The following is a 24,413-nucleotide window of genomic DNA, read 5'->3' on the forward strand; positions in this document are numbered from 1 at the left end:
TAACGCGCCCGCCGCCCGCGCGCTCGTGCCCCTCACGACATCACCCGCGCCTCGTGCCGGGACACCAGCACGTCGCACGAGGAGCAGGCCAGCACCCGCTCCACCCATGAGTCCTCCGCCGTGGAGACCCTCATCCCCGGCACCACCACCAGGTCCGAGCCCAGCTCCAGCGCCTGCGCCAGGATGTTCTCGCCCGGCTCTCCCTCACGCAGCCGGGCCGCCACCTCGCGCCCCGTCTCCCGGTACGGGGCCAGGAACCGGGCGAGCGCCACCCGCGCGGCATCCTCCCGCTCCCGCCTCAGCACCAGGAACGCCTCCGGGGGGGCGCCCCGTGCCCGCAGGCGGGCCTCCTCCTCGCGCGTGTCCACCACGTGCACCACCTCCACCGGCGTCAGCGGGCACAGCCTCAGCGTCAGCTCCAGCGCCCTGCGGGACTCGCGCGAGAAGTCCACCGCCACCAGCGGGTTCGCATACGTGCGCGCCGGATGCGGCACCACCGCCAGCACCGACGTGTCCAGCCCCCGCACCAGCCGCCGCACCCGCGAGCCCTCCCCCAGCGCCCGCCGCGAGGACGCGCCGCTCACGCCTCCCAGCACCACCAGCTCCGTGCCCTGCTCTCGCGCCACCTCCTCCACTACGTCCACCACCTCGCCCCGGCACAGCGATTCGTGCACCGTCACGTCCGGCCGGTGCCGCAGCCGGCGGCACACCGCGCCCACCGCCCGGCGCAGACACCGCTCCGCCCCCATGACGCCCTTGGGCGAGCCTCCAGGCCCCGCATGCAGCACGGTGAAGGTCGCCCCCAGCCCCAACGGCAGGCGCAGCGCACGCGCCAGCGCGAGCTCCGAGCGCAGCGAGAAGTCCGTCGCCACCACCAGGCGCGTGAGCCCTCGGGGGCCTCGGAACGTCCCGGGTGACAACAATGGAATGTCCAAACGGGTCAGCTCACGCTGCCTCATCGCGAGACCCTCCTTTCCTCTGTCCTCACGCCTCGGGCGCCAGCACCTCGGGGCGATGCACCGCCCACCTCGCGTGCTGGACTCGAGCCGGACAGCCAGTGCTCTCCGGTCCGCCGCCTCGTTCGCGGCGAGCCCCCAGGCCCTCACCTCGAAGATTCAGGCCGACGCGCCGCGATGCCACTGGCGCCCCGGGGACGCCGTGTGCTCGAGCGGACGAGAGGGCCCTCCTGTCCACACCCGCCTGCTTCACCCGACTCAGACTCGAGTGAGGGTGAAGCCAGACACCTTGCATGGATGGGATTCAAACAGGGCGCGGGGGGACGAGGACCCGAGCCCCCGCTGTGCGCGAGGCCGAGAGCCTCGTCTCGCCGCCGACGGCCTCCCTGAAAAAACTCCAGGCTCCGGTCCACGGCGTCGCGGATGACTCACGCGCCCAGGCTTCCCGACATGGCGATTGGCCTGCTTGGCTCGTCCGAGGAGCAACAGAGCGCCTCCCGCACGTTGGATGAATCGCGGCCAGCGCTTTGCAGAAGGGAGCGGCGACAGCGCGGTAGGTGGCGGGATGGACGGGCGGCTGAAAAAGGGGGCGGGCCAATGCGCGGGGTCATCACCGGAAGAGAGGTGGTCACCAACCTGGGTCTCATCTATCGAGAGTTCGGCGCGGGGTGTGTCCTGCGCTGCTTGTGGGTGATGCTCAGTGGGAAGACCACGACGTTCCTCGAGGTGGCATGTCCACCCGAGGTGAAGCGCTAGAACGCGAGGAACGGCCCCGCGCCGCGATGCGACGCGCCGGCCGTCCCCCTTGCGTCCTGAAGGTGCTACGGCTCATCGCGGCGCGCGCGGGCGTCATCCACGGCGTCGCGGACCGCGCGCTTGGCGTCCTCGACCTTCTCCTTCGCCTCGCCCTTGGCCCGGTCCACCTTGCCCTCGGCCTCCAGCGAGCGGTCTCCGGTGACGGCGCCGACGACTTCCTTGAGCTTGCCCTTGGCCTTGTCCAGCAACTCGCCCATGACGTGCCTCCTGATGGCTGTGCGCTCGTGAAGCGCTGTCGTGGCGTGAGGTTGGGCATGGCCCCCGGGACGCGCAGGCGCGGCGAGGCCGCCTGCCCGCCCGGGGAGCCTCGGGCTGTCACTCGCGTGCCGGCTCAGGGAACGCCGCGGCGACCCTGCGCGCGTCCGGCGAAGATCCAGTGGTCCACGGCCGCCGCGTAGTTGCGCGGACCGTAGGCCGCCGCCACGTCCGGGTTGGCGCCCAGGTAGTAGGCCGCGTCGAACTCCGCGGAGCCTCGGCGGCCCTCGTAGATGCCCGCCGTGCGCCAGTGGTTGAGCGCCGCCGCGTAATTGTTGCCGAACGCGGCGCGCAGGTCCGCGTGGTAGGCCAGGTAGTAGCCCACGTCGAACTCACGCGAGCCTCGGCGGCCCTCGTTGATGCCGCTGCCCAGCCAGTGGTCCCTGGCCGCGCGGTAGTTGGTGGCGCCGAAGGCCGCGCGCAGGTCGGCGTAGATGGACAGGTAGTAGGGCGCGTCGAAGTGCGTCGAGGAGCGGCGCGCCTCGGTGATGCCATTGGCTTCCCAGTGGTTGCGGGCCGCAGTGTAGCCCGTGGGGCCGAAGGCCGCGAGCAGGTCCGGGTTGTTGTTCAGGTAGAAGGCCGCGTCGAAGTGCGCGTCCGCCAGCGCCCCGTACAGCGCGGTGGCCCCCGCCAGGTCCGTCGCGGTGATGTTCAAGTCTCCGCGGTTGCTGCCCCGGCACTGCGGGTAGTGCATCACCGAGGCGGCGTCGTAGCCCGTCAGCGCGCGCCAGTTGTTGTCCTCGAAGCACGTCGCGGCCTCGGGCCGGGTGTGCTCGTGGCGGAAGCCCAGCGTGTGGCCCAGCTCGTGGCGGAGGATGCCCGCCAGCGTCCACACGCCCGTGTTGCCGAACGATGAGCTGTCGATGAGCACGTTGCGCTGCGCGCGCCCGTAGTTGGGGAAGAAGGCGCGGGCCAGATAGCCCTGCCCGCTCACGGGGTTCACGTCGAAGAGGACGTTGTTGTTCGCGGCGGTGCAGTTGCCGTCCTGGTCGCTGCGATGCAGGAAGTGCACGTTGACCGCCTGCCACGCCGCGGCCGCCTGGGCCATGGCCGTCACCACGCGCGCGTAGTTGCCACCGAACGCCGTGCTCACGCAGTACGGCAGATAGCGCTGCTGCGTGTACGTCCACCGGTCATCCCGACCCGACACCGTGTTGACGATGAGCGGCGCGCGGCTCGTGCCCAGCGACTCCTCGGAGTCCGGGCCGCGCTGCCGGCGCTCGTACTCCTCCCGCAGCCCCGCCTCGCCGCCGAGCACGGGGATGTCTCCATCCACCACGTAGATGCCCGTGTCCTGCTCCAGCCACGCCTTGGCGCGGAACTCCTCGAACGTCTCCGCGCGCACCGGCGCGTTCGCCTCCGGCGATGGCTCCTGCGCCTCCACGCCACACCCCACCGCCGACAACGACATCACGCCCACGGCCCACAACAGGCCCGTGCGTCGTGGAAAACCACTAGAAGACTGTCGCATCGATGTCCTCGCTTGTGTCTGTGGGAGAGCCCGCGGCTCCCCAGGTCCGCGTTGGCGGAGAGCGGCCCACGCCGGGCGCCTCGCTCAACGCCCGCAGCAAGCCAGAGGCGCGACACCCGCTCCAGAACCAGACGGGTATTTCATGAATAGCAAGACTAAAAAGAACAACCCATTGGCGGGAGAAGCAGGGGTTAAGAGAGGGCGTCCGGCTGGAATCATCCTCCACCGCTGCAACCCGACATTGACGTAGAGGGCTCTGGCCCGCAGGCTCGGGTCACTGCCACCCCGGAGTCACCGCTTCCCGATGTCCACTCCTCCGCTTCCGACCTCTGGCGCGCTGTTCTGGCGGATGTACCTGCTGCGGTCACTCATCACGACGGTGGGTTTCTGTCCGGCCCTCTACGTGGACATGCAATTGCTGTCACTGGAGGGGCCGCACGCGATGCGCATCCTCCTGGGGGTCATCACGCCCCTGGTGTTGGGGTTGTGCGCGGTGGCGCAGCCGGTGGTTGTGATTCCATGGCTCTTGAAGCGGGCCATGGCCTCGCAGGGGCAGGAGCGCGTGGAGCGGTTGATCCGCATCCCGTTCAAGCTCGCGTTCGTGGAGTCGATGTTCTCGTGGTTCCTGGGCGGGGTGCTGTTCAACGGCGGTGTGGCGCTGCTGCTGGACCGCCCGCTGTCGGTGGTGCCGGTGGGCGTGGCGGTGTCGGTGAGCGCGGGTCTGTTCACCAGCCCCCTGCTCTACATGCTCTACGAGCAGATGCTGATGCCCACGGTGCTGGACGCCTACCGTCGCGCGCCGAGCGCCCGTCCCGCGGGAGCGGGCTTCGCGCCCCGGCAGCTGTGGCTCCTGCCCGCCACCGTCGTGTCCGCGCTGCTCGTCACCTGTCTGACGAGCATCGTCACGTTGAACCTGCGGCTGGAGCGGGAGCTGGCGGCGCTGGCGACGGACATCGAGGTCAGCGGGGCCACGGCGTCCGCCGACCGCGTGCGCGCCACGGTGGCGCCGCTGCAGCGGGACCTGGTGCTGCCCGTGGTGATGTTCGCGGGCTACGCGGCGCTGGGCTCCATCCTCACCGCGGCGTGGGCCGCGCGGCGGCTGGCGAAGGGCTCGCGCGCGGTGGGTGAGTCGCTGGAGGCGCTGGTGGAGGGCCGCGCCGCGCCGCCGCGCTGGGTGTCCACGGACGAGCTGGGCGACCTGGCCGCGACGACGTGGCAGCTGTATCAGCGTCTGCAAGAGCTGCCGCGCTCCCTGAGCTCGTCGGCCGGAGACCTGGCGCAGGCGGGCACGCGGCTGTCGGAGGCGAGCAACCAGCAGAACCAGACGCTGTCGCGGCAGGCCGCGGCGCTGCACCAGGCGCGCGCCACCGCGCAGGAGATCCAGCAGGCGTCCCACGTGGCGGCCTCGCGCGCCACCAGCATCCTCCAGGTCGCCGAGCGCGCCGCGTCCGTGGGCCGGCTGGGCGAGGAGTCCCTGCTCGGCACGGAGAAGGGCCTCGCCTCCATCCGGGACATCGCCGCCGGACTGCACGAGCAGATGCAGGACCTGGAGCGGCGCGCCCGCGAGGTGGGCCGCGTGTCGGAGGTCGTCAAGGCGCTGGCGGACCAGTCGCACATGCTGGCCATCAACGCGGCCATCGAGGCCACGCGCGCCGGCGAGCACGGCAAGGGCTTTGGCGTGGTGGCGCGGCAGATGCGCGAGCTGGCGGACCAGTCCGTCCAGGCCACCAACCAGGTGCGCGGGCTCTTGGAGACGATGGCAGCCGCCGCCACGGAGGCGACGGAGATGACGGACCGGGGCACCGCGGGCGTGGAGACCGCGCTGCAGCCCCTGCGCACCAGCGGCGAGCGGCTGCGAGAGCTGGCCGCCTTGTCCCGCGAGTCCTCGTCCGCGGTGCGGCAGATCGCGGAGGCCGTGGCCCAGCAGCACCAGGGCGTGGACCAGCTCTTCGCCGCCGTGCGCGAGCTGGACGAGCTGACGACGGACACCCTGCGCCACCTGGACACCACCCAGCAGGCCGCCACCGCCGTCACCCAGGCCACGGGACAGGTGGCCCAGCTCGCCCAGCGCTACGTCTGAGCGGCATCGAGGCCTCACCCCGCCGCATGCGCCGGGCGAGGTGCTCCAGCAGCCTCGCGGCCCTCCGGTCCGAGGCCTTGGGGTCTCACCCCGCCGCGCGTGCCCGAGGCTCCTCCGCGAGGGCCGCGTCGTCCTCCAGCGGCGGTACGTAGGGCCAGCCCGGCAGAGGCCCCTGGCCCGCCTCGCGCGTGAGGTAGTCCGCGGCGATGTTCGCGCTCTCCATGATGGTCAGCAGGCCACTTCCGGGATGCGTGCCGCCGCCCACCCAGTACAGCCCCTGCACGTCCGGGCTCTTCACGCGGGGCCGCAGCGGGCCCAGCTGCATCCACGTGTGTGAGAGATTGAAGACGGCGCCCCGGAACACGTTGAAGTCATCCCGCCAGGTCTCCGCCGTGAAGTAGCGCTCCTCGCGGATGTGCTCGCGCACGCCCTTCAGCCCCACCTTCGCGAGCATGTCTGGAATGCGCTCGCGCAGCGTGGCCTGTGTCTTCGCCCAGTCCACGGGCCGCGCCGTGTTCGGCGTGGGGACGAGCACGTAGAGCGTGGAGTGTCCCGAGGGCGCGCCGGACGGGTCCGTCACGCCGGGGTTGCACACGTAGAAGGGCGGGTCGTCGACGTCGACGTGCCGGTCCTCCAGCGCGTCCTTGTCCGTGCGCTTCGCCGCCTCCGAGAGGTAGATGAGGTGGTGCGGCAGCGCGTCGTAGCGGGTGTCCAGCCCGTAGTACGCCATGAAGGTGCTGCACGAATACTTCGCCCGCTCGAGCGCGGCGTCCGTCAGCCGCGAGCCCTCTCGAGCATCGGCGGGGACGAGCTTCGTCGCCGCGTAGGGCAGGTCCGCGTTCATCACGACGGCGTCCGCGTCCAGCACCTCGCCGCCCACCAGCGTCACGCCCACCGCGCGGCCCGCCTCCACGCGCACGCGCTCCACCGGCGCGCCCAGGCGGAAGGTGGCGCCCAGGTCCTGGGCACAGCGCATCATCCCTCGTGCCAGCGCGCGGAAGCCGCCCTCCACGTGCCACACCCCGAAGGCCAGCTCCAGGAACGGAATCACGCTGAACACCGACGAGCACGTCGTCGGGTGCAGGCCCAGGTACTTGGACGGATACGCCAGCGCGTACGTCAGCCGGTCATCGTGGAAGAACGAGTCCAGGTGTCGGTACAGCGTCTGCCAGGGCTTGAAGCGCAGCGTGGGCGCGAGCCGCCAGGGCGCGTAGTACCCGAGGCTCCCCGCGTGCGTGCAGATGAACTTCTCGTACGCCACGCCGTACTTCTCGCGCCCCTCCGCCAGCCACCGGCGCAGCGCCTCCACCTGGGAAGGCCCGAAGCGGGAGACCTCCGCCTCCATGCGCGCCGCGTGACGGCTGGTGTCCAGGTGCGTCCCATCCCAGAAGTGCACCCGCGTGTTGACGTCCAGGGGGACCAGCTTCGCGTAGTCCTCCAGCCGCCGGCCCGCCCGCTCGAAGATGCGCTCCAGGACGCCGGGGAGCTGGAGGATGGAGGGGCCGGTGTCCAGCGCGTACTCGCCCGAGGCCCCCAGCGTCAGGCCCTTCATCCGCCCGCCGGGCACCGGGTCCTTCTCCACCACGGTGACGCGGAAGCCCTGCCCCGCCAGGTTGATGGCGGCGGACAGACCTCCCGGCCCTGCTCCCACGACGATGACGTGACGCACCATGGTCCCCAGCATGCCCGAGCCAGCAGCCGTTGCAGTGTTCGACTCGCGAACGGGCGAGCGGGGATTGTGTTTCAGCCCCGCGCGTTTCACCTGGAGGACACGCCGTGCGGGGACGGCTTGAAGGGGACCGGCTCGCACTCGAAGCTCGGGACGACTCCGTGCCGAATTCCTCGACCTCCCACCCCCGCCGCAATGCCCCCGCGCTCGGCGCCTTGTTGATGGGGCTGCTCATCACCGCCGTGGCCACCGCCTATGTGCAGCGCGGCGTGGACCTGCGCCGGGAGCAGCGCTTCGAGAACGCCGTCCAGGACGGCACCGCGGCCCTGCTCCAGCGCATGGACATGTACCAGGCCATGCTGCTGGGCACGCGAGGGGTGTTCAGCGGCAGCCAGAAGGTGGAGCGGCCGGAGTTCCGCGCGTACGTCGAGAGCCTGGAGGCGAAGCAGCGCTACCCCGGCATCCAGAGCATCGGCTTCGCCCAATGGCTGCGGAGGGACTCCCTGGCGCGGCACGAAGCCCAGACGCGGGCGGAGGGCCTCCCCGGCTACCAGGTGCGACCCACCGGGTCCCGGCCCGAGTACGCCGTCGTCGTCATGCTGGAGCCCTTCAACCCACGCAACGCCGCGCTGCTGGGCTTGGACGTGCTGGCGGAGCCGGCGCAGCAACCCGCGCTGCGACGCGCGATGGAGTCCGGACAGCCGTCGGCCACGGGGCTGGTGTGGCAGGCCCCCGTGGTGGGTGAGACCCCCGAGGCTCGCGCCGGCTTCCTCGTCTATGTCCCGCTCTACTCCCACCCGGAGCCTCGGACCCCCGAGGCCCGCCGCGCCCAGTTGGAGGGCTTCGTCTTCGGCGCCTTCGACATGCGCGACCTCGTGGAGGGCCTGCGCTTCCAAGGCTTCCAGACCATCATCGACCTGGACATCTACGACGGGATGGAGGTGCGGGAGGCGGCGCTGCTCTACACCTCGTCGCGTCCTCGCCCGGCCGCGGGTCCCCGACGCGGCGCCCTGAACGAGCAGCTCACCGTCCACATCGATGGAGCGCCGTGGACGCTGGTGTTCACCACGCGCCCGTCCTTCCTGGAGGTGACGCGCTCCACCCATCCGGCCACCGTGGCGGGATGCGGGCTGGTGATGTCGCTGCTCCTGTTCCTCGTCACCCGCGCGCAGGTGAACGCCCGCGCCTCCGCGGAGCAGGCCAGCGTGGAGCAGCAGCGGCTGGCGAGCGAGGCCCAGGCGGCGGTGCGGGTGCGCGACGAGTTCCTCAGCGTGGCCGCGCACGAGCTGCGCACGCCCCTCACCTCGCTGAAGCTCCAGCTCCAGTTGCTGTTCCGTCAGCTGCACCAGGACGGGCCGCTGGACACGGAGCGCCTGGAGCGCGGCGTGGAGACGTGCGAGCGGCAGATGACGCGGCTGACCAAGCTGGTGGACAGCCTGCTGGACGTCTCACGCCTCTCCAGCGGGAGGATGGAGCTCCAGTTGGAGCCGCTGGAGTTGGGGGAGCTCGTGCGGGAGATGGCGCGGCGCTTCGAGATGGAGGCGCAGGCGGCGGGGGTGCGGCTGGACGTGGACACGCCCCAGCCCGTCACGGGCCGGTGGGACCGGCTCCGGCTGGAGCAGGTCATCACCAACCTGATGTCCAACGCGCTGAAGTATGGGCACGGCTCCCCGGTGGACGTGCGCGTCCGCGGCGACGAACACGAAGCCCGGCTGGAGGTCCAGGACCGGGGCATCGGCATCGCACCCGAGGACGCGGGGCGCGTCTTCGACCGCTTCGAGCGCGCCGTGTCCAGCCGCCACTACGGCGGATTGGGGCTGGGGCTGTTCATCACGCGCCAGCTCGTCGAGGCGCACGGCGGCAGCATCTCCCTGGAGAGCACACCGGGGCAGGGGACCACCTTCATCGTCCACCTGCCCCGAGCCGGGCGGAGCGGCGGGGTGTGAGCGGGACTACTCGTACGTCGGCAGGCAGCGGCCCGCGGCCAACGTCGCCGACTGCCAGTAGCAATGCCAGCCATTGGGCGAGGTGGCCTGGTTACAGGTCGCCTGCGTCTTGTAACCGCCACAGAAACATTCCCACGCGTTCCCGGTACAGAGGGACTGCTCCGTCTCCGAGACAGCTCGAGGCTCGGCTTCAGGGGACTCCACACCACCACCACATGCGGACAGCCCGAGGGACGCCACCAGCACGACGAGACGACGCATGATGTGAGCTCCTGCGTGATGAGGGCGGGCGTTTCCGCCCGCCCTCGGTGTTTTCCAAGCAGACGGCAACTTCACTGCGACAACGGGGGTGAGAACCAACAGGGGGGGCTACGAACCCAAGACACCCGTGGCTGTCCGGTGGCGCATGTTTCGGATTTCCGGTGATGAGGGACTGGCGTCACTCGTAGGGAGGATTGTACAGCTCCGTGGTCGGCACGATGCCCACACCCTTGGGCGCGATGCCTCCGACAATGAGCACCAGGCCCGAATCCAGGAGCGTGGCCGTATGGAAGGCGCGCGCCGTCTTCATCGGGGGGATGAGGGTCCAACTGCCCCCGGGCGTGTAGAGCTCCGCGGAGGCTCGTGGCGCCTCCTCCTTGGAATCCTTCCACCCACCGGTGACGAGCACCTGTCCGGAGAACAGCTCCGTGGCCGTGTGACCGAAGCGCGCCTCCTTCATGCTCTCCATGGCCGTCACGGAAGAGAGTCCGTGCATGTCGAGGAGCTCCACCCCCGAGCTGACGGCGCCTTCGACGGACCCCGTGACGAGCACCCGCCCCTCGCCCAACAGGGTCGCCACATGGCCATTGCGCTTCACCCCAAGAGAAGCCGGCAGCATCGCCCAGCCCGCGCCGGACAGGTTCGGGTCGTAGGCCTCCATGGAGCCCAGTGCGCCGGCTTCGTTGAAGCCGCCAATGGCCACCGCCTTCCCATTCACCAGGGTCAATGAGAGCGCGTTGCGGGGGACATTGAGCTCCGCCACGCGCCTCCAGGAGCCGTCGCGGCACGAGTAGATATCCGCGCTCTTCAGCCCACCTGTCGGATTGTTTCCCCCACCCGCCACCAGGACTTCTTCGGTCGAGGGCAGCTCGAGCGCGGCATGGGAAGCCCGCGCTCCAGAGACCAGCGTCCCCGCATCTGTCCACTTGTTGGTGACCGGGTTGTAGAGCTCCGCGGAGTCCAGCGGCTCGCCAGCGGGGCCCCGTCCGCCCACGACCAGCACCTGATCGCCCGGCAAGAGCGTGGCGGTGTGGTCTGAACGAGCGGTCTGCAGCGCCGACAAATCCCTCCAGCGATTCGTCGTGGGGTCGTAGATTTCCACCTTCGGGGTCCTGGTCGAGAACCCCGTCAGTCCTCCCACGACCATCACTCTGCCGTCATCGAGCAGCGTCGCGGTATGGGAGGCACGCGGGGTCCCCATCGGGCGCCCCTCTCCCCAGCCCGTGCAGCCCTCCGCGAGGGCGTTCTCGCGGCAGAACCCCTGGGTGGCATCATCGACATCGAGACACGCGAAGAGGGGAAGGCCCATCACGAGCCCCAGAACTCCCGCGAAGCAAAGCACCGCTTTCATGGACATCCCCCAAGGACTGCACATCGGTCGAGGACCGCCATCGTCGATCTTCCAACGAGGGACAAGGACAGGCGTGACGAAGAATCTCGCGAACCTGACAAGTCGCGAACGGTATCCTCTCCTGACTCTCACCCGGAGCCCGTCATCATGTCGTCGACCGCCTCGCCTCTCGCCGCGCCCGAACCCTGGGACCTCGTCGCTCCCGAGTACGTTCGTGAGCTGCTCCCCATGTTCGAGACCTTCGCGCGGGATGCGCTGTCACGCACGGGCGTCGCGGCCGGACAGCGCGTGGTGGACGTGGCGGCGGGACCGGGCACCCTCTCCCTGCTCGCGGCGCGTCAAGGCGTCCACGTGACGGCGGTGGACTTCTCGCCCCAGATGATGGCCTTCCTGCGTGAGCGCGCGGCAGCGGCGGGTCTGAGCATCGACGCGCGCATCGGCGACGGCATGGCGCTGGAGCTGCCTGAGCGGACGTTCGATGCGGCCTACTCCCTCTTCGGCCTGATGTTCTTCCCCGACCGACCGCGCGGCTTCCGCGAGCTGTATCGCGTGCTGCGCCCGGGGGGCCGCGCCGTCGTGTCCAGCTGGCAGCCCATGCAGAGCTCCCCGAGCATCAACGCCTTCTTCCAGAGCCTGGCGGAAATCATGGGCGGCGGCGGTGGACCGCGCGATGGGAAGATGCCTCTGTCGGACCCGGAGACGTGTGAGCAGGAGATGTCCGACGCGGGCTTCACCCAGGTCGCCGTGCACCAGGTCAGTGCCTCCGTCACGTACCCCTCCGCCGAGGAGATGGTGGAGGCCATGGCGCGCTCGAGCGCCCCCATCGCCCTGATGGCGAAGGGCATGGGCGACCAGTGGCCTCCCCTCCAGCAGGCCCTGCGCGAGAAGGTCCGCGCCCTCCTGGGCGACGGTCCCCAGAGCGTCCTCTTCCAGGCGTACCTCACCACCGGCGTCCGTCCGGCGAGCACGCCCTGACGGGGCTCAAAGCCAGACACCCCGGCGCTTCCCACGGAAAGCGCCGGGCTCGGCCGCATCAGCGGACCTGAATCACTGACACTGCCGCGAGTACTCGACCACCTTGAACTGGGTCTTGCGCCCGAAGCTCCACGCCGTCTCGAAACACTCGCAGTAGAAGTGCCCCACCGGCGTGGTCAGCGTGGCATCCGAGTAGTAGACGATATCGAAGGCTTCCTGCGTGCAGAACAGCTGCGCGTCCTCGCGCGTGTCGAGCGCGGCCTGCTCATCCATGCCCGGCTCGACTCCGCCACAGCCCATCGCAAGCAATCCAGCGGTCAGCATCCCACCCAAGATGTTCCTGCTCAGCACGTGTGCATCCTCCACCGGGCTCCCACTTCACCCCCCGGTGGAGTCAATCCTAACATCAACGTGAAAAACGAGATCACTCCTCAAAACAATTTGAATCATCCGCCAGGGTTTGGACTCACCCAGCGGCTCGACGAAGTGCGTCGAGGTCCAGCTTCTTCATCTTCAACATCGCCTCCGTTACGCGGCGCGCCTTCGCGCCATCCGAGCCGCCGAGCAGCTGAATCAGCTCCGTGGGCACCACCTGCCACGACACACCGAAGCGATCCTTGAGCCAGCCACATTGCTGGGCCCGCTCGTCGCCTCCCTCGGACAGTCGCGTCCAGTAGTGGTCCACCTCCGCCTGCGATTCGCAGTTCACGACGAGCGACAGCGCCTCCGTGAACTTGAAGTGGGGCCCGCCGTTGAGCGCCACGAACGCCTGGCCATCCAGCTCGAACGCCAGGGTCATGAGTGCCCCCGCGGGCTGCGGGCTCACCGGCGCGTGGGTCTCCAGGTAGCGCGTCGTCGCGGTGATGCGTGAGTGGGGGAAGACCGATGTGTAGAGCGCGACGGCGGCCTCTGTCTGCGCCGGGTCCGGGAACCAGAAGAACGGCGTGATGCGTTGGAAGCGGGACATGGGAGCGGCTCCTCTCGGGTGTGCTGAGGGAAAGCTGAACAGGGTTCGAGCGCTCGGCTCGCCGGGACGCCCGCTTTCCTCGTGAGCGTCCCGGCTCCCCGCGCCTCGACTACTGCACGTGCACCGTGGCCGAGGTGGTCGCCACCGGGCCCACCTCTTCCTGGAAGATTGTCACCTCCACCGTGTGCGTGCCCTGCGCGGTGGCGGGAATGGACTTCGTCATCGTGAAGGTGAAGTCACCCCCCGGAGGCAGGTTCACGCCCCAGTCGGACCACTGCGTGTCCCAGCCCACGGGGCCGTCACTGTAGAAGTCGTACCAGACCCAGTTGCAGGAGGCGGAGTCGTTGTTGGCCACGTGCACCGTCCAGGTGGCGTCCGTGCCCGGCGCCGCCGTCACCGTCGCGGGGGTGAGCGTGAGCGTCGGCGGCGCCTGGGTGCAGCGCTCGACGACTTGAACCGGAGCGGTGCCTCGCACCGTGTGGCCGTCGCGGGTGACGTCCACGCCCGGCGCATAGGAGCCCAGCGCCATGGAGTACGGCACGTAGAGCTGGAGCCACTCGGACGCGGTGGAGGCGGCGTTGACGGTCCGCTGCGCGGCCACGGGGTCCGAGCCCCAGCCGGTGGGGATGAGGGGCGCGAGCTGGAAGGTGCTCGGCGCACAGCCCACCGAGTCGCGGTTGCGGATGACGAGCTCCACTTCGGGGCGACCTCCCGGCCACACCGTGGGCTCCAGCGGACGCACCTCCACCTCGGGCGCCGCGCGGACACACGCGGCCTGCCGGTACGCGATGGTGACCTGGAGCGCGGAGGCGCTCGCGGAGACCACCGTCACGGAGAGGTTGCTGTACGGGTCGTTCCACGTCGTCCCCGGGAGCAGCGCCGGGTCCGTCCAGGACGAGGTCCCCGGCGTGAAGTCGAGCAGGTGCGAGCCATCGGACGTGAAGGCATCCTCGTAGTGGACGAGCGCGCCCCCGAGGAAGGGCAGCGTCGACTCATAGCTCCCCACGCGGCGGCGGTACTCCAGCCACAGCCACGCCGCGTTCCCCTGCCCCCGGCGCACCCTGAGCGCCTTCACGCCACTGGCCGCCGTCACGGGCACCACCGTGAACGTCCCCCCCACGCCGTCCACGTGCGTCACGGCGGTCGGCGCCAGCCAGCCGATGCGCGCCTTCTGCGGCGCCGCGTAGTGGCCCAGGTTCGACAGCCCCATCGCGGAGAAGGAGTCGCCGTACTCGTCCAGGCTCCCCGGCGTGTCCAGGTACGTCAGCGTCTCCGCGCCGTGGTCGCGCGTCTGAGCGTGGCCGAAGGACAGGTTGTGCCCCGCTTCATGAGCGATGAGCTTCACGGCATTCGTGTGGTTGACGAAGGTCTCCGCGATGAGCCACGACGTCGATGCCGACACCGCGCCGTCCTGCGTCTGCACCTGGCCACATGACAGCGTGCCCAGGCCCCCGTAGTGACAGCCCGCCTGCGGACGCGGGTGGACGATGAAGACGCGGTCGAACCGGGTGAAGTCCACACTCGCATCCACCGCGCGAATCGCCGCGTCGCGCAGGGCGTCCGCCTCCTGGCAGGTGTAGGCGCGGTCCAGCGGCGTCCAGTCCACCACCGTGCCCGTCGTCGTGGTGCGCCCCTCGGAGACCTCGCTCCAGTACCCCGCGAGCGACGTGCCCGTGGTGGAGAAGAAGGCCGTCTCCACCGCCTGCTTCGTCACGGGGGGAACCGGCGCGCCCGGGAAGGCCGCCATGATGACCAGGCTGCGTTGCACCCCCGTGACACCACAGGCCCCCGTCACCGTGCTCGCGGACTTCGCGCCCGGCCTCACCTCCACCGCCTGGGCCAGGAGCGTGCGCTCGCGCGACTCACCGCGCAGCTTCACCGCGAGGCCGCTGCGCAGTCCTTCAGGGGCCTTCCCCTGGAACACCACCGGGCGGCGCTCACCTCCGGAGACGAGGACGTATTCCTCGAAGGAGCGGTCCATCGCGGGCGAGTCCACCACCCGGACCTCCAGCTCCCCCTCCCACTCCTGGGGCGTCGAGCGCGCGGCTTCGGGTGCATCCACTTCCTGCGTACCACAGGCCACGAACCACAGGGCCGCGACCAGGCTCCACGTGCGAGACATCTGCCCTCCCAGGAACGGCGCCCCGGGCGGAAGCCGCCCGTGGAGCGCCGAGGGCCTTGTGCCTCCATCGGGATGCACTGGCAACCGTGATTCAAGTCGGCAGCGGCTCCCAGAGTCCCAGGCCGCCCACCATGTGGCGGATGTAGTCCTCCTCGGAGAGCTGTCGGCGCGCGGCCACGACCTTGGCGGCCTCGGGCCCGACGACGTAGCGCATCAACGGCGCGGGGCTCCGCAGCACCTCCAGGACGCAGCGCGCGACGTCCATCGGGTCACCGCCCCCCGCTCCGGTGATGTGCCCCAGCCTCGCGAGCATGCGCGAGCTCGGCGCCGTGTAGGCCGGCTCGAGCACCCGGGGCCGCGCGAAGGGGATGCCCGTGCGCATCCCGTCGAGCTCTATCAGCGACACCCTCACGCCGTGGGGACGGACCTCGTGGGCCAGCGACTCCGACAGCGCCTCGAGCGCGTGCTTGCTCGCGGCATAGGCCCCCAGGAAGGGCGGTGGCGCCACGCCCGCCAACGAGCTGATGGAAACGATGCGCCCCTGGCGCAGCCGCCGCATCCGAGGCAGCACGGCACGCATCATCCGCAGGGCTCCGAAGCAGTTGGTCTCCATCTGGGCCTGAGCCTCGGCGACGGAGGTCTCCTCGACGGCCCCCACGATGGCGCAGCCCGCGTTGTTGACGAGCACGTCGACGCCTCCCGCCACACGCGTCACCTCCGCGAGACAGGACGCCACGGACGCGTCCTCCCGGACGTCCAGGGTGATGAGCGGGAATGGCATGGCTGGCGCGCGAGACGGGTCCCGGCTGGTGCCGAACACGCGGTAGCCCTGGGTGGAGAGCAGCGTCGCGATGGCAAGGCCCAGCCCCGAGGACGCCCCCGTGACGAGGACGACCTGGGAATCATTCATCGAATCCATGTGCGGTGTTTCCTTTCGGTGCCAGGGAGAATACGAATCTTCATTCGCGTTCTGTATTCGCGTTCCCCGTGAGAGCCCTTCGCATGCCCCGGCCCAAGACCCGTCCTCGGAAGACCCCTCGGCAAGAGCGCTCGCGGGCCATGGTGGAGACGCTGCTGGATGCGACGATTCGCGTTCTGCTGGCGCGGGGCTACGACGGGATGACCACCATCGCGGTCGCCGAGCGCGCGGGCGTCAGCGTCGGCTCGCTCTACCAATACTTCCCCAACAAGGAGTCCCTGGTCGCGACGCTCGCCGAGCGCCACACCGCGGAGCTCCTCGCGTGTGTCGACGAAGCGTTCTCCCGCGCGGACCCCTCCGACCCGGAGTCCGGCATCCGCGCCCTGGTGCGCGCGGGCGTCGACGCACACCGCATCGCGCCCGCGCTGCACAAGGTCCTCCTGGAGCAGGTGCCTCGCATCGGCCGGATGGCGAAGGTGATGGAGACCAGCCGGGAGATTGTCGCGCGGCTCGAGCGCTTCCTGCTCTCCCACCGGGAGCGGCTCATCGTCCCCGACGCGAAGGTGGCCGCCTTCGTCGTCGAGACCATCGTCGAATCCCTCACACATCGGCTCGTCATCGAACAGCCGGACTACATCGACGCCGCGCGACTGGAGGAGGAGACCACGCGTCTGGCCATGGGCTATCTGTTCGGCCCGCGCGTCCGCCCCCGCGCGCGTCAATGAGGACTGGTGGACAGACGGCGCCCGACGCACGAGCGGAGCGCGACAGTCACATGCCAGCATCCGCCCCCGTCACACATGGGGCCCGCTCCACGAGAGGTGCTGCTCTTCACCCTGGAAGGCCAGCGCTACGGCCTCCCCACGGAGGACGTGTGGGAGCTGCATCGCGCCGCGCGCCTGACGCCGCTGCCGCGCGCGCCCGACGTCATCGAAGGACTGCTCAACCTGCACGGTCGCCTTCTGCCCGTGCTGGACCTGCGCCGCCGCTTCCGCCACCCGCCCCGGCCGCTGTCCCCCTCCGACCACTTCATCGTCGCCCAGGCGGGGCCTCGGCGGATTGCCCTGCGCGTGGACCGCGCCGAGGGCCTGCGAGTGCTCGCCCCGGGAGAGTGGGACACCTCCCCGCGTGAGCTGCCCGGCGTGGGCTACGTGTCCGGCGTCGCCAAGCTGGAGGACGGGCTGGTGCTGGTCCACGACCTGCGCGGCTTCCTCTCCGAGGCCGAGGCGCTGGAGCTGGACTCGGCGCTCACCGCCTCCTCGGAGCAGCCGTGAGAGTCGGGCCCTGGAGCCATGAGGGCTTCCCCTCCATCCTCGCGCTCGTCGAGGAGCGCGCGGGCCTGGCTCCGCCCAGCTGCCCCGCCTCCGCCGAGGAAGGCATCTCCCGCGCCATGGCGCGCGCCGGGGTCACCGACTTCGACGTGTATCGCATGCACATCGACTCCGACCCGGCGGCGATGGATGACCTGCTCACCGAGCTGACCATCGGCGAGACGTACTTCTTCCGCACCCCCGAGCACTTCGAGTACCTGCGCCGCGACATCCTCCCCGCCCTCCGCGAGCAGCAAGGCGCCGGCTACAACGCGCGCCTGTGGAGCGCGGGGTGCTCCTCCGGCGAGGAGGCCTACTCCATGGCCGCCCTGCTGATGAACGAGGGCTGGGGCAACAACATGGCGGTGTTCGCCACCGACGTGTCGCGCACCGCGCTCGCCCGGGCCCGCCGCGCCCACTATGGCGAGTGGTCCCTGCGGGGCCCCTGGGCCGAGCGCATGCGCGCCTACCTCCGCCCCGAGGGACGCCAGTACGTGCTGTCTCCCGAGGTGAAGCAGCACGTGCGCTTCAGCTACCTGAACCTCGCGCTCGACACGTGGCCTTCTCCCGACTCCGGCATCTGGAGGCTCGACGTCGTCTTCTGTCGGAACGTGCTCATCTACTTCAACAACTTCACCATCGAGGGCGTGGCTCGCAGGCTTCATGCGTCGCTGCGTGAAGGGGGGGTGCTGTTCACGGGCCCCTCGGACCCGCCGCTGGGGGGACTCGCGCCGCTGGAGCCCGTCCTCACCGAATGGGGCGTGCTCTATCGCCGCCTCCCTCACGGCACCACCGTGGCGGTCCCCGATGTCCTGTCGCTGGGTGAGCCCGTGAGCCCGCGCCCGTTGGTGGCTCCCGTGCCCGCTCCGCCGGTCTCGCCCGTGAGCACGCGCCCCCCTGTCGCCGCCCCGCCGGGGCCTCCGCCGCGTGCACCCAGCCGTGCTCCCGAGAAGAAGCCTCCGGAGGCTCCCGAAGGCGCGCCTCGGCGTCCGAGCTCCGTCGAGATTGGCGCGGCTCGCGCGGCACTGGAGCGCGGTGACTGGCACGAAGCCGCGACCCGGCTGGGCGCCCTGGACATGAACCCGGAGACGGCCGCCGTCGCCGTGCGCGCCATCGCGAACCTGGACACCCAGGCCGCCATCTACGCCAGCGGGGAGGCGGCTTCCCGGCATCCCCTGGTGCCCGACCTTCGCTACCTCGAGGCCCTTCTCCTGCTGGGACAAGGGCGGCTCCCCGACGCGGAGCGCGCCGTCCGTCAGGCGCTGTATCTGGAGCCGACCCTCGCGGTGGCGTGGCTGGTGTTGGGGCGTGTGTTGAATCAGCTCGGCGACACCTCCGGCGCGCTCAAGGCCCTGCGCGAGGCGGAGGTCCTCTGTGATGCCCTCCCCGCGGATTCCCTCCCGCCGCTCGCGGAAGGAGAGCGCGCCAGTGACCTGGGCCGCGCGGCCCGCGACGAGCGCATCCGCCTGGAGCTCACGATGATTGAAGGCAAGGCTCCGTGATGGTGGGCTCGCGTGGCATCGACTGGGAGGAGGTCCACGCGCGACTGGCCTCGCTCGAGGCCTCTCGTGAAGCGGAGGGCACGCTGACCCCCGAGGCGCAGGCCGCGCTGCTGGATGCCCGGGCCCGCGCGTTGAGCCGGCCTCCCGCCCCCGAGGTCGCCCCCGGCACCCTGCGCGAGATGATTCGCTTCCGCGCGGGAGGACAGCTCTACGCCCTGGAGTCGCGCTTCGTGCTGGAAGTCATCCGCTCGACAGACGTGGTCCCGCTGCCGGGGGCGCCTCCCGCGCTGCGCGGGCTCACGCTCCTGCGCGGAGAGGTCCTCCCCGTGGTGGAGCTGGCGCCGCTCTTCGGCCGGGAGCCCGTGGACAGCAACGGCCCCCTGCTGGTGCTGGGAACGGGGCGCGCCGAGCTGGGCGTGCGCACCGAAGAGGTCCAGGAGGTCACCCAGGTGTCGAGCCAGGAACTGTTGCCCGCGCCGGTGGCGCTGGCGGACACCGCGGGGGCGCTGGTGTTCGCCGCCGACAGAGCAGGAACCCTGCTGCTGGAGGGAGAGGCCCTGCTGGGTGACAGTCGCCTCGTGTTCGACCTGTCCGACGAGGGCGTCGCATGAACATCGGCAACCGCATCGCGGTCGGCTTCGGACTCTCCCTGCTCGTGCTGCTGGTCCTGGCGACCGTGTCCTTCCAAGGCGCGCGGCAGCTCACGGAGACGACGCAAGGACTGCTCAAGGCCCATGAGAACTTCCGACTGGTCCGCGAGCTGCGCGCGCTGCTCATCGACGCGGAGACCGGCCAGCGAGGCTTCCTCCTCACGGGTGAGGAGTCCTACCTGGAGCCCTACCAACAGGCCGTCTCCACGCTCCAGCAGGACCAGAACCTGCTGCGCGACGCGCTGGCCATCTACCCCGACCAGCGCAACCGCCTGGTGCGCCTGGAGCCGCTCATCGTGAGCCGGCTGGCGTTGCTCGAGGAGGGCATCCGCCTGCGCCGCCAGGGCGGGCTGGAGGCCTCGCTGCCCGTCATCCGGAGCAACCGGGGCAAGAACCTCATGGACCAGATTCGCGACGTCATCAACGAGATGCTCGCGGATGAGCAGGAGCGGTGGACCGAGCACGCCGATGAGGCCCGAGCCACCTCGCTGCAAATCAAGTGGGTGTTGTCCGTCTGCACCGTGCTGGGGGTGCTCATCGTCGCCGTGGGCAGCTATCTGGTGACTCGCAGCATCACCGTCCCGCTGCGCCAGTTGGTGGTGGGCGCGGAGCAGCTGGGCCTGGGACATTCCAATCACCGCATCCCGTTGAAGGGGCGCGATGAGATGGCGGAGCTGGCGCGCGCCTTCAACGAGATGGCGGAGCGCCGCCAGCAGGCGGAGGCGCACATCGCCAAGCAGTCCGAGCAGCGCGACCACACGCTGCGGACGGTGGCGGAGTTCGTCAATCAGCTCGCGAGCACCAGCGCGGAGATTCTCGCGAGCACGACGGAGCAGGTCGCGGGGGCGCAGGAGCAGGGCAGCGCGGTGACGGAGACGGTGAGCACCATCGAGGAGATCACCAAGACGTCCGAGGAGGCCGCGGGGCGGGCTCGGGATGTCAGCAACTCCGCTCGGCACGCGGAGGAGGTGGGGCGCACGGGGCGTCGCGCGGTGGAGGAGGCCGTCACGTCCATGAGCGTGCTGCGCGAGCAGGTGGAGTCGGTGGCCTCGCGCATCCTGGCGCTGGCGGAGCAGGCGCAGGCCATTGGCGACATCATCACCACGGTCAATGACATCTCCGAGCAGACCCACATGCTCGCGCTCAATGCCTCCATCGAGGCGAGCCGCGCGGGGGAGAACGGCCGAGGCTTCGCCGTGGTCGCCACGGAGGTGAAGGCGCTCGCGGACCAGTCCAAGAAGGCCACGGGACAGGTGCGGCAGATTCTGGGGCAGATTCAGAAGGCCACGCATGGCGCGGTGATGACGACGGAGGAGAGCACCAAGAGCGTGGCCTCGAGTACGCGCATCGTCTCCGAGGCGGGGGCCACCATCCAGGCGTTGAGCGACCTGCTGGCGCAGGCGTCCCTCACGGCCGCGCAGATTGCCGCGTCCGCGAATCAGCAGGCCACGGGCATCGCGCAGATTCGACAGGCGATGCATGACGTGAACCAGGCGACGCAGCAGGGGTTGATGTCCTCGCGGCAGACGGAGCGGGCGATGCAGGACATCAACGGCATGGGGCAGAAGCTCAAGAACCTGTTGGATGAGTACGGGCGCTGATGGACCGCGACAGGCTGGCGCAGGCGCTGCTCGCCACGTTCCTCGAGGAGCTGGAGGGGCATGTGGCGTCGCTCAATCGCGACCTGCTCGCGCTGGAGCGGGAGCAGGATGCGACGCGCTCGGGGGAGCTGGTGGCGTCGCTGCTGCGCACGTTGCATAGCGTGAAGGGGGCGGCGCGGGCGGCGAGTGCGTTGCTGGTGGAGACGGCGTGTCATCGGCTGGAGGAGGTGCTGGAGCCGCTGCGCGATGGGCGGGGCGGGACGCCGGAGCTGTTCGAGCTGTGTTTCACGGCGGTGGATGCGCTGGATGATGCGGGGCGGAGGCTCGCGACGAAGCAGGAGCTGACGGGCTCTCCGCTGGAGAACATGCTGCCGGAGCTGCGACGGGCCGCGGATGCGGCGCTCGGACTGCCGTCAGCGCCAGCGGAGCAGGCTTCCGAAGCGGAGTCACCCCGCGCAGGAGGGCCGGGAGACGAAGCCTCTGCGTCGGAGCCACCTGCTCCGGGAACCGCTCACACTCGAGACGAGGAGGCATCCTCACGAACTCGCGAGCCTTCGGGCGGGCGCGCGGTGCAGGCCCCTTCAACCGAGGCGTCTCACACCCGAGGCCCCGACGCAGCGGAAGAACCCACCATCGCACGCGACGCGAAGACCTCCCGCCCACCAGGCCCTTTCGCTGAAGCGCCCGTGCAGTCCGGCGACGCCCCCACACGCGCATCGAGCCCCACCTCCCCGCCCGTTCGCGCGACAAGCACATCCCCCTCCGAGCCCACGTCCAACGGTCTCACACCCCAGGAGACCACCCTCCCCGTTCGCGTCTCCGCGCAGAAGCTCGACGCCCTCCTCGCTCGCAGCGGCGAGCTGCGCGTCGCCGCGCTCCGACTCGAAGGACGGACTGACGCCCTGGAGACCATCCGCGAGGAACTGGCTCGCGTCCGTGACGCCGTCCACGGCACCGAAGGCGAAGCCGCACTCCGCCGCGCGGAGACCGAACTCGCACGCGTGACACGAGACCTCTCCGCCGACCGTAGGACCCTCGACGGCGTCGCCACCGGCATGGACGACGAGGTCCGCCGCGCCCGCACCCTCCCCTTCCTCGAAGGTCTCTCCGGCCTCGAACGCGCCGCACGCGACGTCGCCCGCTCCGAGGGCAAGAAGGTCCGCCTCGACATCCTCGGCGGCTCTCTCGAGCTCGACCGCTCCCTCCTCCAATCCCTGCGCGAGCCCCTCCTCCACCTCGTCCGCAACGCCGTCGCCCACGGCCTCGAATCCCCCGAGGAGCGCCTCCGCGCCGACAAGCCCGACGAGGGTCGCGTCACCCTCTCCGCCCGCCTCCACGGCAGCCGCGTCGAAGTCACCGTGGAGGACGACGGCCGAGGGCTCGACCTCGCCGCCCTGCGCGCACGCGCCCTCGCCCAGGGCCTCGACGTCCCCGAGGACGACGAGGACGCCGCGCGCCTCGCCTTCCACTCCGGCCTCTCCACCTCCTCCCGCATCACCGAAGTCGCCGGCCGAGGCGTCGGCCTCGACGTCGTCCGCGCCGAAGTCGAAGCCCTCCGAGGCACCGTCGAGGTCTCCACCCAACCTGGACAAGGCACCCGCTTCACACTCGACGTCCCCCTCACCCTCAGCACCCTGCGCGTCCTCCTCGTGTCCGCCGGAGGACAAATCCTGGCCCTCGCCAGTGAAGGCGTCGCGCGACTCGTCCGCCTCTCCCCCGACGAGGTCCGCGAAATCGAAGGTCGCCCCACGTGGGTGTCCCAGGACGCGCTGGTGCCGCTCGCCGCCCTGGCGGATGTCCTCGGGCTCCCCGCCGGGCCCGCCCGACAACGCCGAGGCGCCGTCGTCCTCGCCGCGGGCACCGCACGCGCCGCGCTCGTCGTGGATGACGTGCTGGCCGAGCAGGAAGCCCTCGTCCGCGCGCTCGGCCCTCGCGTCCGCCGCGCCCGCCATGTCTCCGCGGCGGCGGTGCTGCCAGACGGCCGCCTGTCACTCCTCCTCAACCCCGCCTCCCTCGTCCGCGCCGCGGGCGGGCGTCCGGCCTCGGCGCTGTTCCCCACCCCGGCGGCGAAGCGGAAGCGGCGGCGCATCATCCTGGCGGACGACTCGCCCACCACCCGCGCGCTGGAGCAGAGCATCCTGGAAGGCGCCGGCTACGACGTGCTGCCTTGCGCGGACGGCGCCGAGGCCTGGGAGCGCCTCCAGGCAGGCGGCGCCGACGCCATGGTCCTGGACGTGGAGATGCCTCGCATGGACGGCGTCACCCTCACGGAAACCATCCGAGCCGCACCCCGCTTCGCCCGGCTCCCCGTGGTGCTCGTCACCGCCCGAGGCCGCCCCGAGGACAAGGCCCGCGGGCTGAAAGCCGGGGCCAGTGCCTATCTTGTGAAGAGCGCATTCGACCCGACCAGCCTGCTGGAGACCTTGAGACGATTGCTATGACGACGAGGACCGAACCCATGCGCATCGTGGTGGCCGAGGACTCCCCCACCGCCCGCCGTCTCCTGGTGGAAATCCTCCGCGCCGACCCAGGCCTCACCGTCGTCGGCGAAGCCCGCGACGGCGTGGAGGCCGTGGAGCTCACCCAACGGCTGCGGCCCCACCTGGTGACGATGGACATCCAGATGCCGCGCATGGATGGACTCGAGGCCACCCGCCGCATCATGACGGAGGCCCCCACGCCCATCGTCGTCGTGTCGACACTGGTGGAGCGCGACATCCAGACCTCCATGACCGCGCTGCGCGCCGGAGCGCTCGCCGTCCTCCAGAAGCCCGTGGGCCCGGAGTCCCCGGACTTCGACGCGGAGAGCCGCCGCCTGCGCGACACCCTCAAGGCCATGGCCGAGGTGAAGGTCGTCCGACGCTGGCCGGACCGAGGCCCCTCCCCCACCTCACCCGCACGTCCCCCCGCGCGCAAGGACATCCCCCTGCGCGCGGCGGTGGTCGCGCTGGCCGCCTCCACCGGAGGCCCCGCCGCCCTCTTCCAGCTCCTGTCGGAGCTCCCTCCTGACTTCCCCGCGCCGCTGCTCGTGGTGCAGCACATCGCCATCGGCTTCAGCCAGGGCCTGGCCTCCTGGCTGGCCACCGCGGGCCCGCTCCCCGTGCAAGTCGCGGAGGAAGGGACGCTGCTCCTGCCAGGCCATGTCTACCTCGCGCCCGATGACCGGCACCTGGGCGTCCTGGATGGACGGGCCCAGGTCTCCAAGGCCGCGCCCGTCAACGGCTTCCGTCCCTCCGCGACGTGGCTGTTCCGCTCCGTGGCGCGCTCGCACGGACGCGAGGCCCTGGCCGTGGTCCTCACCGGCATGGGCCAGGATGGACTGGAGGGCATCCGCGAGCTGCGCGACGCAGGAGGCCGCGTGCTGGCGCAGGACGAGGCGTCCTCCGTCGTCTTCGGCATGCCCGGCGTCGTGGTGAGCGCGGGGCTGGCCAACGAGGTCGTCTCGCTGACGGACCTGCCCGCGCGCCTGTCGCTCGCTGTCTGGGCAAGCACGCAGCCGTCCTGACCTCCGTCACCTCGTGCTCAATCCTCGAGCGGTGCCTATCTGTCGCGGAATGGCCTC

21 protein-coding genes are annotated in these 24,413 nt (G+C 70.6%); 11 read left to right on the top strand and 10 right to left on the bottom strand.

What is annotated here, in order from left to right; translation table 11 throughout:
• Positions 1 to 32: 32 nt before the first annotated feature.
• On the bottom strand, positions 33 to 959 hold the full coding sequence (locus MYSTI_RS37455; RefSeq protein ID WP_015353069.1) for a universal stress protein: 927 nt from the start codon (positions 957 to 959) through the stop codon (positions 33 to 35).
• Between the two features lie 594 nt (positions 960 to 1,553).
• Between MYSTI_RS37455 and MYSTI_RS44050 the strand changes: the two genes are divergently transcribed.
• Entirely contained in the window at positions 1,554 to 1,712 is a 159-nt protein-coding gene (locus MYSTI_RS44050) for a hypothetical protein (protein ID WP_015353070.1), read from the top strand.
• Between the two features lie 65 nt (positions 1,713 to 1,777).
• Here the strand turns inward: MYSTI_RS44050 and MYSTI_RS37460 are convergent, their stop codons facing one another.
• Both MYSTI_RS37460 and MYSTI_RS37465 read right to left on the bottom strand, forming a co-directional pair.
• Positions 1,778 to 1,969 carry a CsbD family protein gene (locus MYSTI_RS37460; protein WP_015353071.1) on the bottom strand — a complete coding sequence of 64 codons (192 nt, stop codon included), beginning with the start codon at positions 1,967 to 1,969 and terminating at the stop codon, positions 1,778 to 1,780.
• Positions 1,970 to 2,103: 134 nt separating this feature from the next.
• Positions 2,104 to 3,498, bottom strand: coding sequence for a M57 family metalloprotease (locus MYSTI_RS37465; protein ID WP_015353072.1), 1,395 nt, complete (start codon positions 3,496 to 3,498; stop codon positions 2,104 to 2,106).
• A 304-nt stretch (positions 3,499 to 3,802) separates the two neighbouring features.
• On the opposite strand from MYSTI_RS37465, the gene MYSTI_RS37470 reads away from it, so the two are divergent.
• On the top strand, positions 3,803 to 5,578 hold the full coding sequence (locus MYSTI_RS37470) for a methyl-accepting chemotaxis protein (protein ID WP_044282569.1): 1,776 nt from the start codon (positions 3,803 to 3,805) through the stop codon (positions 5,576 to 5,578).
• Between the two features lie 85 nt (positions 5,579 to 5,663).
• On the opposite strand, the gene MYSTI_RS37475 is transcribed toward MYSTI_RS37470, so the two are convergent.
• Positions 5,664 to 7,262, bottom strand: a complete 1,599-nt coding sequence (locus MYSTI_RS37475; protein ID WP_015353074.1) for a phytoene desaturase family protein — start codon at positions 7,260 to 7,262, stop codon at positions 5,664 to 5,666.
• A 146-nt stretch (positions 7,263 to 7,408) separates the two neighbouring features.
• Here MYSTI_RS37475 and MYSTI_RS37480 point away from each other — a divergent pair, with 146 nt between their 5' ends.
• The gene (locus tag MYSTI_RS37480; RefSeq protein ID WP_233278085.1) at positions 7,409 to 9,193 is read left to right on the top strand and encodes a CHASE domain-containing protein; all 1,785 of its coding nucleotides are present in this window, start codon (positions 7,409 to 7,411) and stop codon (positions 9,191 to 9,193) included.
• A gap of 6 nt (positions 9,194 to 9,199) precedes the next feature.
• On the opposite strand, the gene MYSTI_RS42490 is transcribed toward MYSTI_RS37480, so the two are convergent.
• Positions 9,200 to 9,454 (bottom strand): hypothetical protein, encoded by a 255-nt coding sequence (locus MYSTI_RS42490; protein WP_015353076.1) that lies wholly within the window; start codon positions 9,452 to 9,454, stop codon positions 9,200 to 9,202.
• A 178-nt stretch (positions 9,455 to 9,632) separates the two neighbouring features.
• Positions 9,633 to 10,805 carry a Kelch repeat-containing protein gene (locus MYSTI_RS37485; protein WP_015353077.1) on the bottom strand — a complete coding sequence of 391 codons (1,173 nt, stop codon included), beginning with the start codon at positions 10,803 to 10,805 and terminating at the stop codon, positions 9,633 to 9,635.
• Positions 10,806 to 10,952: 147 nt separating this feature from the next.
• On the opposite strand from MYSTI_RS37485, the gene MYSTI_RS37490 reads away from it, so the two are divergent.
• Positions 10,953 to 11,780 carry a class I SAM-dependent methyltransferase gene (locus MYSTI_RS37490; protein WP_015353078.1) on the top strand — a complete coding sequence of 276 codons (828 nt, stop codon included), beginning with the start codon at positions 10,953 to 10,955 and terminating at the stop codon, positions 11,778 to 11,780.
• A gap of 72 nt (positions 11,781 to 11,852) precedes the next feature.
• On the opposite strand, the gene MYSTI_RS37495 is transcribed toward MYSTI_RS37490, so the two are convergent.
• The 4 genes from MYSTI_RS37495 to MYSTI_RS37510 form a co-directional block, all read right to left on the bottom strand.
• Positions 11,853 to 12,104 carry a DUF6289 family protein gene (locus MYSTI_RS37495; protein ID WP_144370223.1) on the bottom strand — a complete coding sequence of 84 codons (252 nt, stop codon included), beginning with the start codon at positions 12,102 to 12,104 and terminating at the stop codon, positions 11,853 to 11,855.
• A 142-nt stretch (positions 12,105 to 12,246) separates the two neighbouring features.
• Positions 12,247 to 12,747, bottom strand: coding sequence for a VOC family protein (locus MYSTI_RS37500; protein ID WP_015353080.1), 501 nt, complete (start codon positions 12,745 to 12,747; stop codon positions 12,247 to 12,249).
• 109 nt (positions 12,748 to 12,856) lie between these two features.
• Positions 12,857 to 14,869, bottom strand: coding sequence for a metallopeptidase domain-containing protein (locus tag MYSTI_RS37505; RefSeq protein WP_015353081.1), 2,013 nt, complete (start codon positions 14,867 to 14,869; stop codon positions 12,857 to 12,859).
• 91 nt (positions 14,870 to 14,960) lie between these two features.
• On the bottom strand, positions 14,961 to 15,788 hold the full coding sequence (locus MYSTI_RS37510) for an SDR family NAD(P)-dependent oxidoreductase (RefSeq protein WP_015353082.1): 828 nt from the start codon (positions 15,786 to 15,788) through the stop codon (positions 14,961 to 14,963).
• Positions 15,789 to 15,871: 83 nt separating this feature from the next.
• Here MYSTI_RS37510 and MYSTI_RS37515 point away from each other — a divergent pair, with 83 nt between their 5' ends.
• The 7 genes from MYSTI_RS37515 (at position 15,872) to cheB (ending at position 24,356) form a co-directional block, all read left to right on the top strand.
• The gene (locus MYSTI_RS37515; RefSeq protein WP_015353083.1) at positions 15,872 to 16,513 is read left to right on the top strand and encodes a TetR/AcrR family transcriptional regulator; all 642 of its coding nucleotides are present in this window, start codon (positions 15,872 to 15,874) and stop codon (positions 16,511 to 16,513) included.
• A 75-nt stretch (positions 16,514 to 16,588) separates the two neighbouring features.
• Complete coding sequence (locus MYSTI_RS37520; RefSeq protein ID WP_015353084.1) at positions 16,589 to 17,062, top strand: chemotaxis protein CheW; 474 nt, start codon at positions 16,589 to 16,591, stop codon at positions 17,060 to 17,062.
• Complete coding sequence (locus MYSTI_RS37525) at positions 17,059 to 18,600, top strand: CheR family methyltransferase (RefSeq protein ID WP_015353085.1); 1,542 nt, start codon at positions 17,059 to 17,061, stop codon at positions 18,598 to 18,600. Before MYSTI_RS37520 ends, MYSTI_RS37525 begins: the two co-directional genes overlap by 4 nt.
• Complete coding sequence (locus MYSTI_RS37530; protein WP_015353086.1) at positions 18,600 to 19,211, top strand: chemotaxis protein CheW; 612 nt, start codon at positions 18,600 to 18,602, stop codon at positions 19,209 to 19,211. Before MYSTI_RS37525 ends, MYSTI_RS37530 begins: the two co-directional genes overlap by 1 nt.
• A complete protein-coding gene (locus tag MYSTI_RS37535; RefSeq protein ID WP_015353087.1) occupies positions 19,208 to 20,851 on the top strand; it encodes a methyl-accepting chemotaxis protein in 1,644 nt (547 codons plus the stop codon). Before MYSTI_RS37530 ends, MYSTI_RS37535 begins: the two co-directional genes overlap by 4 nt.
• Entirely contained in the window at positions 20,851 to 23,292 is a 2,442-nt protein-coding gene (locus tag MYSTI_RS37540; RefSeq protein WP_015353088.1) for a hybrid sensor histidine kinase/response regulator, read from the top strand. The genes MYSTI_RS37535 and MYSTI_RS37540 overlap by 1 nt, the downstream gene beginning before the upstream one ends.
• On the top strand, positions 23,289 to 24,356 hold the full coding sequence (cheB, locus tag MYSTI_RS37545) for a chemotaxis-specific protein-glutamate methyltransferase CheB (RefSeq protein WP_044282571.1): 1,068 nt from the start codon (positions 23,289 to 23,291) through the stop codon (positions 24,354 to 24,356). Before MYSTI_RS37540 ends, cheB begins: the two co-directional genes overlap by 4 nt.
• Positions 24,357 to 24,413 lie beyond the last annotated feature (57 nt).

The organism is Myxococcus stipitatus DSM 14675, from assembly GCF_000331735.1.
GTDB classification, from domain to species: Bacteria; Myxococcota; Myxococcia; order Myxococcales; family Myxococcaceae; genus Myxococcus; species Myxococcus stipitatus.

Excerpts from the sequence above, each read along its gene's own strand:
- MYSTI_RS37455 (WP_015353069.1), bottom strand. The coding sequence starts at position 959 with ATGAGGCAGCGTGAGCTGACCCGTTTGGACATTCCATTGTTGTCACCC.
- MYSTI_RS44050 (WP_015353070.1), top strand. The coding sequence starts at position 1,554 with ATGCGCGGGGTCATCACCGGAAGAGAGGTGGTCACCAACCTGGGTCTC.
- MYSTI_RS37460 (WP_015353071.1), bottom strand. The coding sequence starts at position 1,969 with ATGGGCGAGTTGCTGGACAAGGCCAAGGGCAAGCTCAAGGAAGTCGTC.
- MYSTI_RS37465 (WP_015353072.1), bottom strand. The coding sequence starts at position 3,498 with ATGCGACAGTCTTCTAGTGGTTTTCCACGACGCACGGGCCTGTTGTGG.
- MYSTI_RS37470 (WP_044282569.1), top strand. The coding sequence starts at position 3,803 with ATGTCCACTCCTCCGCTTCCGACCTCTGGCGCGCTGTTCTGGCGGATG.
- MYSTI_RS37475 (WP_015353074.1), bottom strand. The coding sequence starts at position 7,262 with ATGCTGGGGACCATGGTGCGTCACGTCATCGTCGTGGGAGCAGGGCCG.
- MYSTI_RS42490 (WP_015353076.1), bottom strand. The coding sequence starts at position 9,454 with ATGCGTCGTCTCGTCGTGCTGGTGGCGTCCCTCGGGCTGTCCGCATGT.
- MYSTI_RS37485 (WP_015353077.1), bottom strand. The coding sequence starts at position 10,805 with ATGAAAGCGGTGCTTTGCTTCGCGGGAGTTCTGGGGCTCGTGATGGGC.
- MYSTI_RS37490 (WP_015353078.1), top strand. The coding sequence starts at position 10,953 with ATGTCGTCGACCGCCTCGCCTCTCGCCGCGCCCGAACCCTGGGACCTC.
- MYSTI_RS37495 (WP_144370223.1), bottom strand. The coding sequence starts at position 12,104 with ATGCTGACCGCTGGATTGCTTGCGATGGGCTGTGGCGGAGTCGAGCCG.
- MYSTI_RS37500 (WP_015353080.1), bottom strand. The coding sequence starts at position 12,747 with ATGTCCCGCTTCCAACGCATCACGCCGTTCTTCTGGTTCCCGGACCCG.
- MYSTI_RS37505 (WP_015353081.1), bottom strand. The coding sequence starts at position 14,869 with ATGTCTCGCACGTGGAGCCTGGTCGCGGCCCTGTGGTTCGTGGCCTGT.
- MYSTI_RS37510 (WP_015353082.1), bottom strand. The coding sequence starts at position 15,788 with ATGGATTCGATGAATGATTCCCAGGTCGTCCTCGTCACGGGGGCGTCC.
- MYSTI_RS37515 (WP_015353083.1), top strand. The coding sequence starts at position 15,872 with ATGCCCCGGCCCAAGACCCGTCCTCGGAAGACCCCTCGGCAAGAGCGC.
- MYSTI_RS37520 (WP_015353084.1), top strand. The coding sequence starts at position 16,589 with ATGGGGCCCGCTCCACGAGAGGTGCTGCTCTTCACCCTGGAAGGCCAG.
- MYSTI_RS37530 (WP_015353086.1), top strand. The coding sequence starts at position 18,600 with ATGGTGGGCTCGCGTGGCATCGACTGGGAGGAGGTCCACGCGCGACTG.
- MYSTI_RS37535 (WP_015353087.1), top strand. The coding sequence starts at position 19,208 with ATGAACATCGGCAACCGCATCGCGGTCGGCTTCGGACTCTCCCTGCTC.
- MYSTI_RS37540 (WP_015353088.1), top strand. The coding sequence starts at position 20,851 with ATGGACCGCGACAGGCTGGCGCAGGCGCTGCTCGCCACGTTCCTCGAG.
- cheB (WP_044282571.1), top strand. The coding sequence starts at position 23,289 with ATGACGACGAGGACCGAACCCATGCGCATCGTGGTGGCCGAGGACTCC.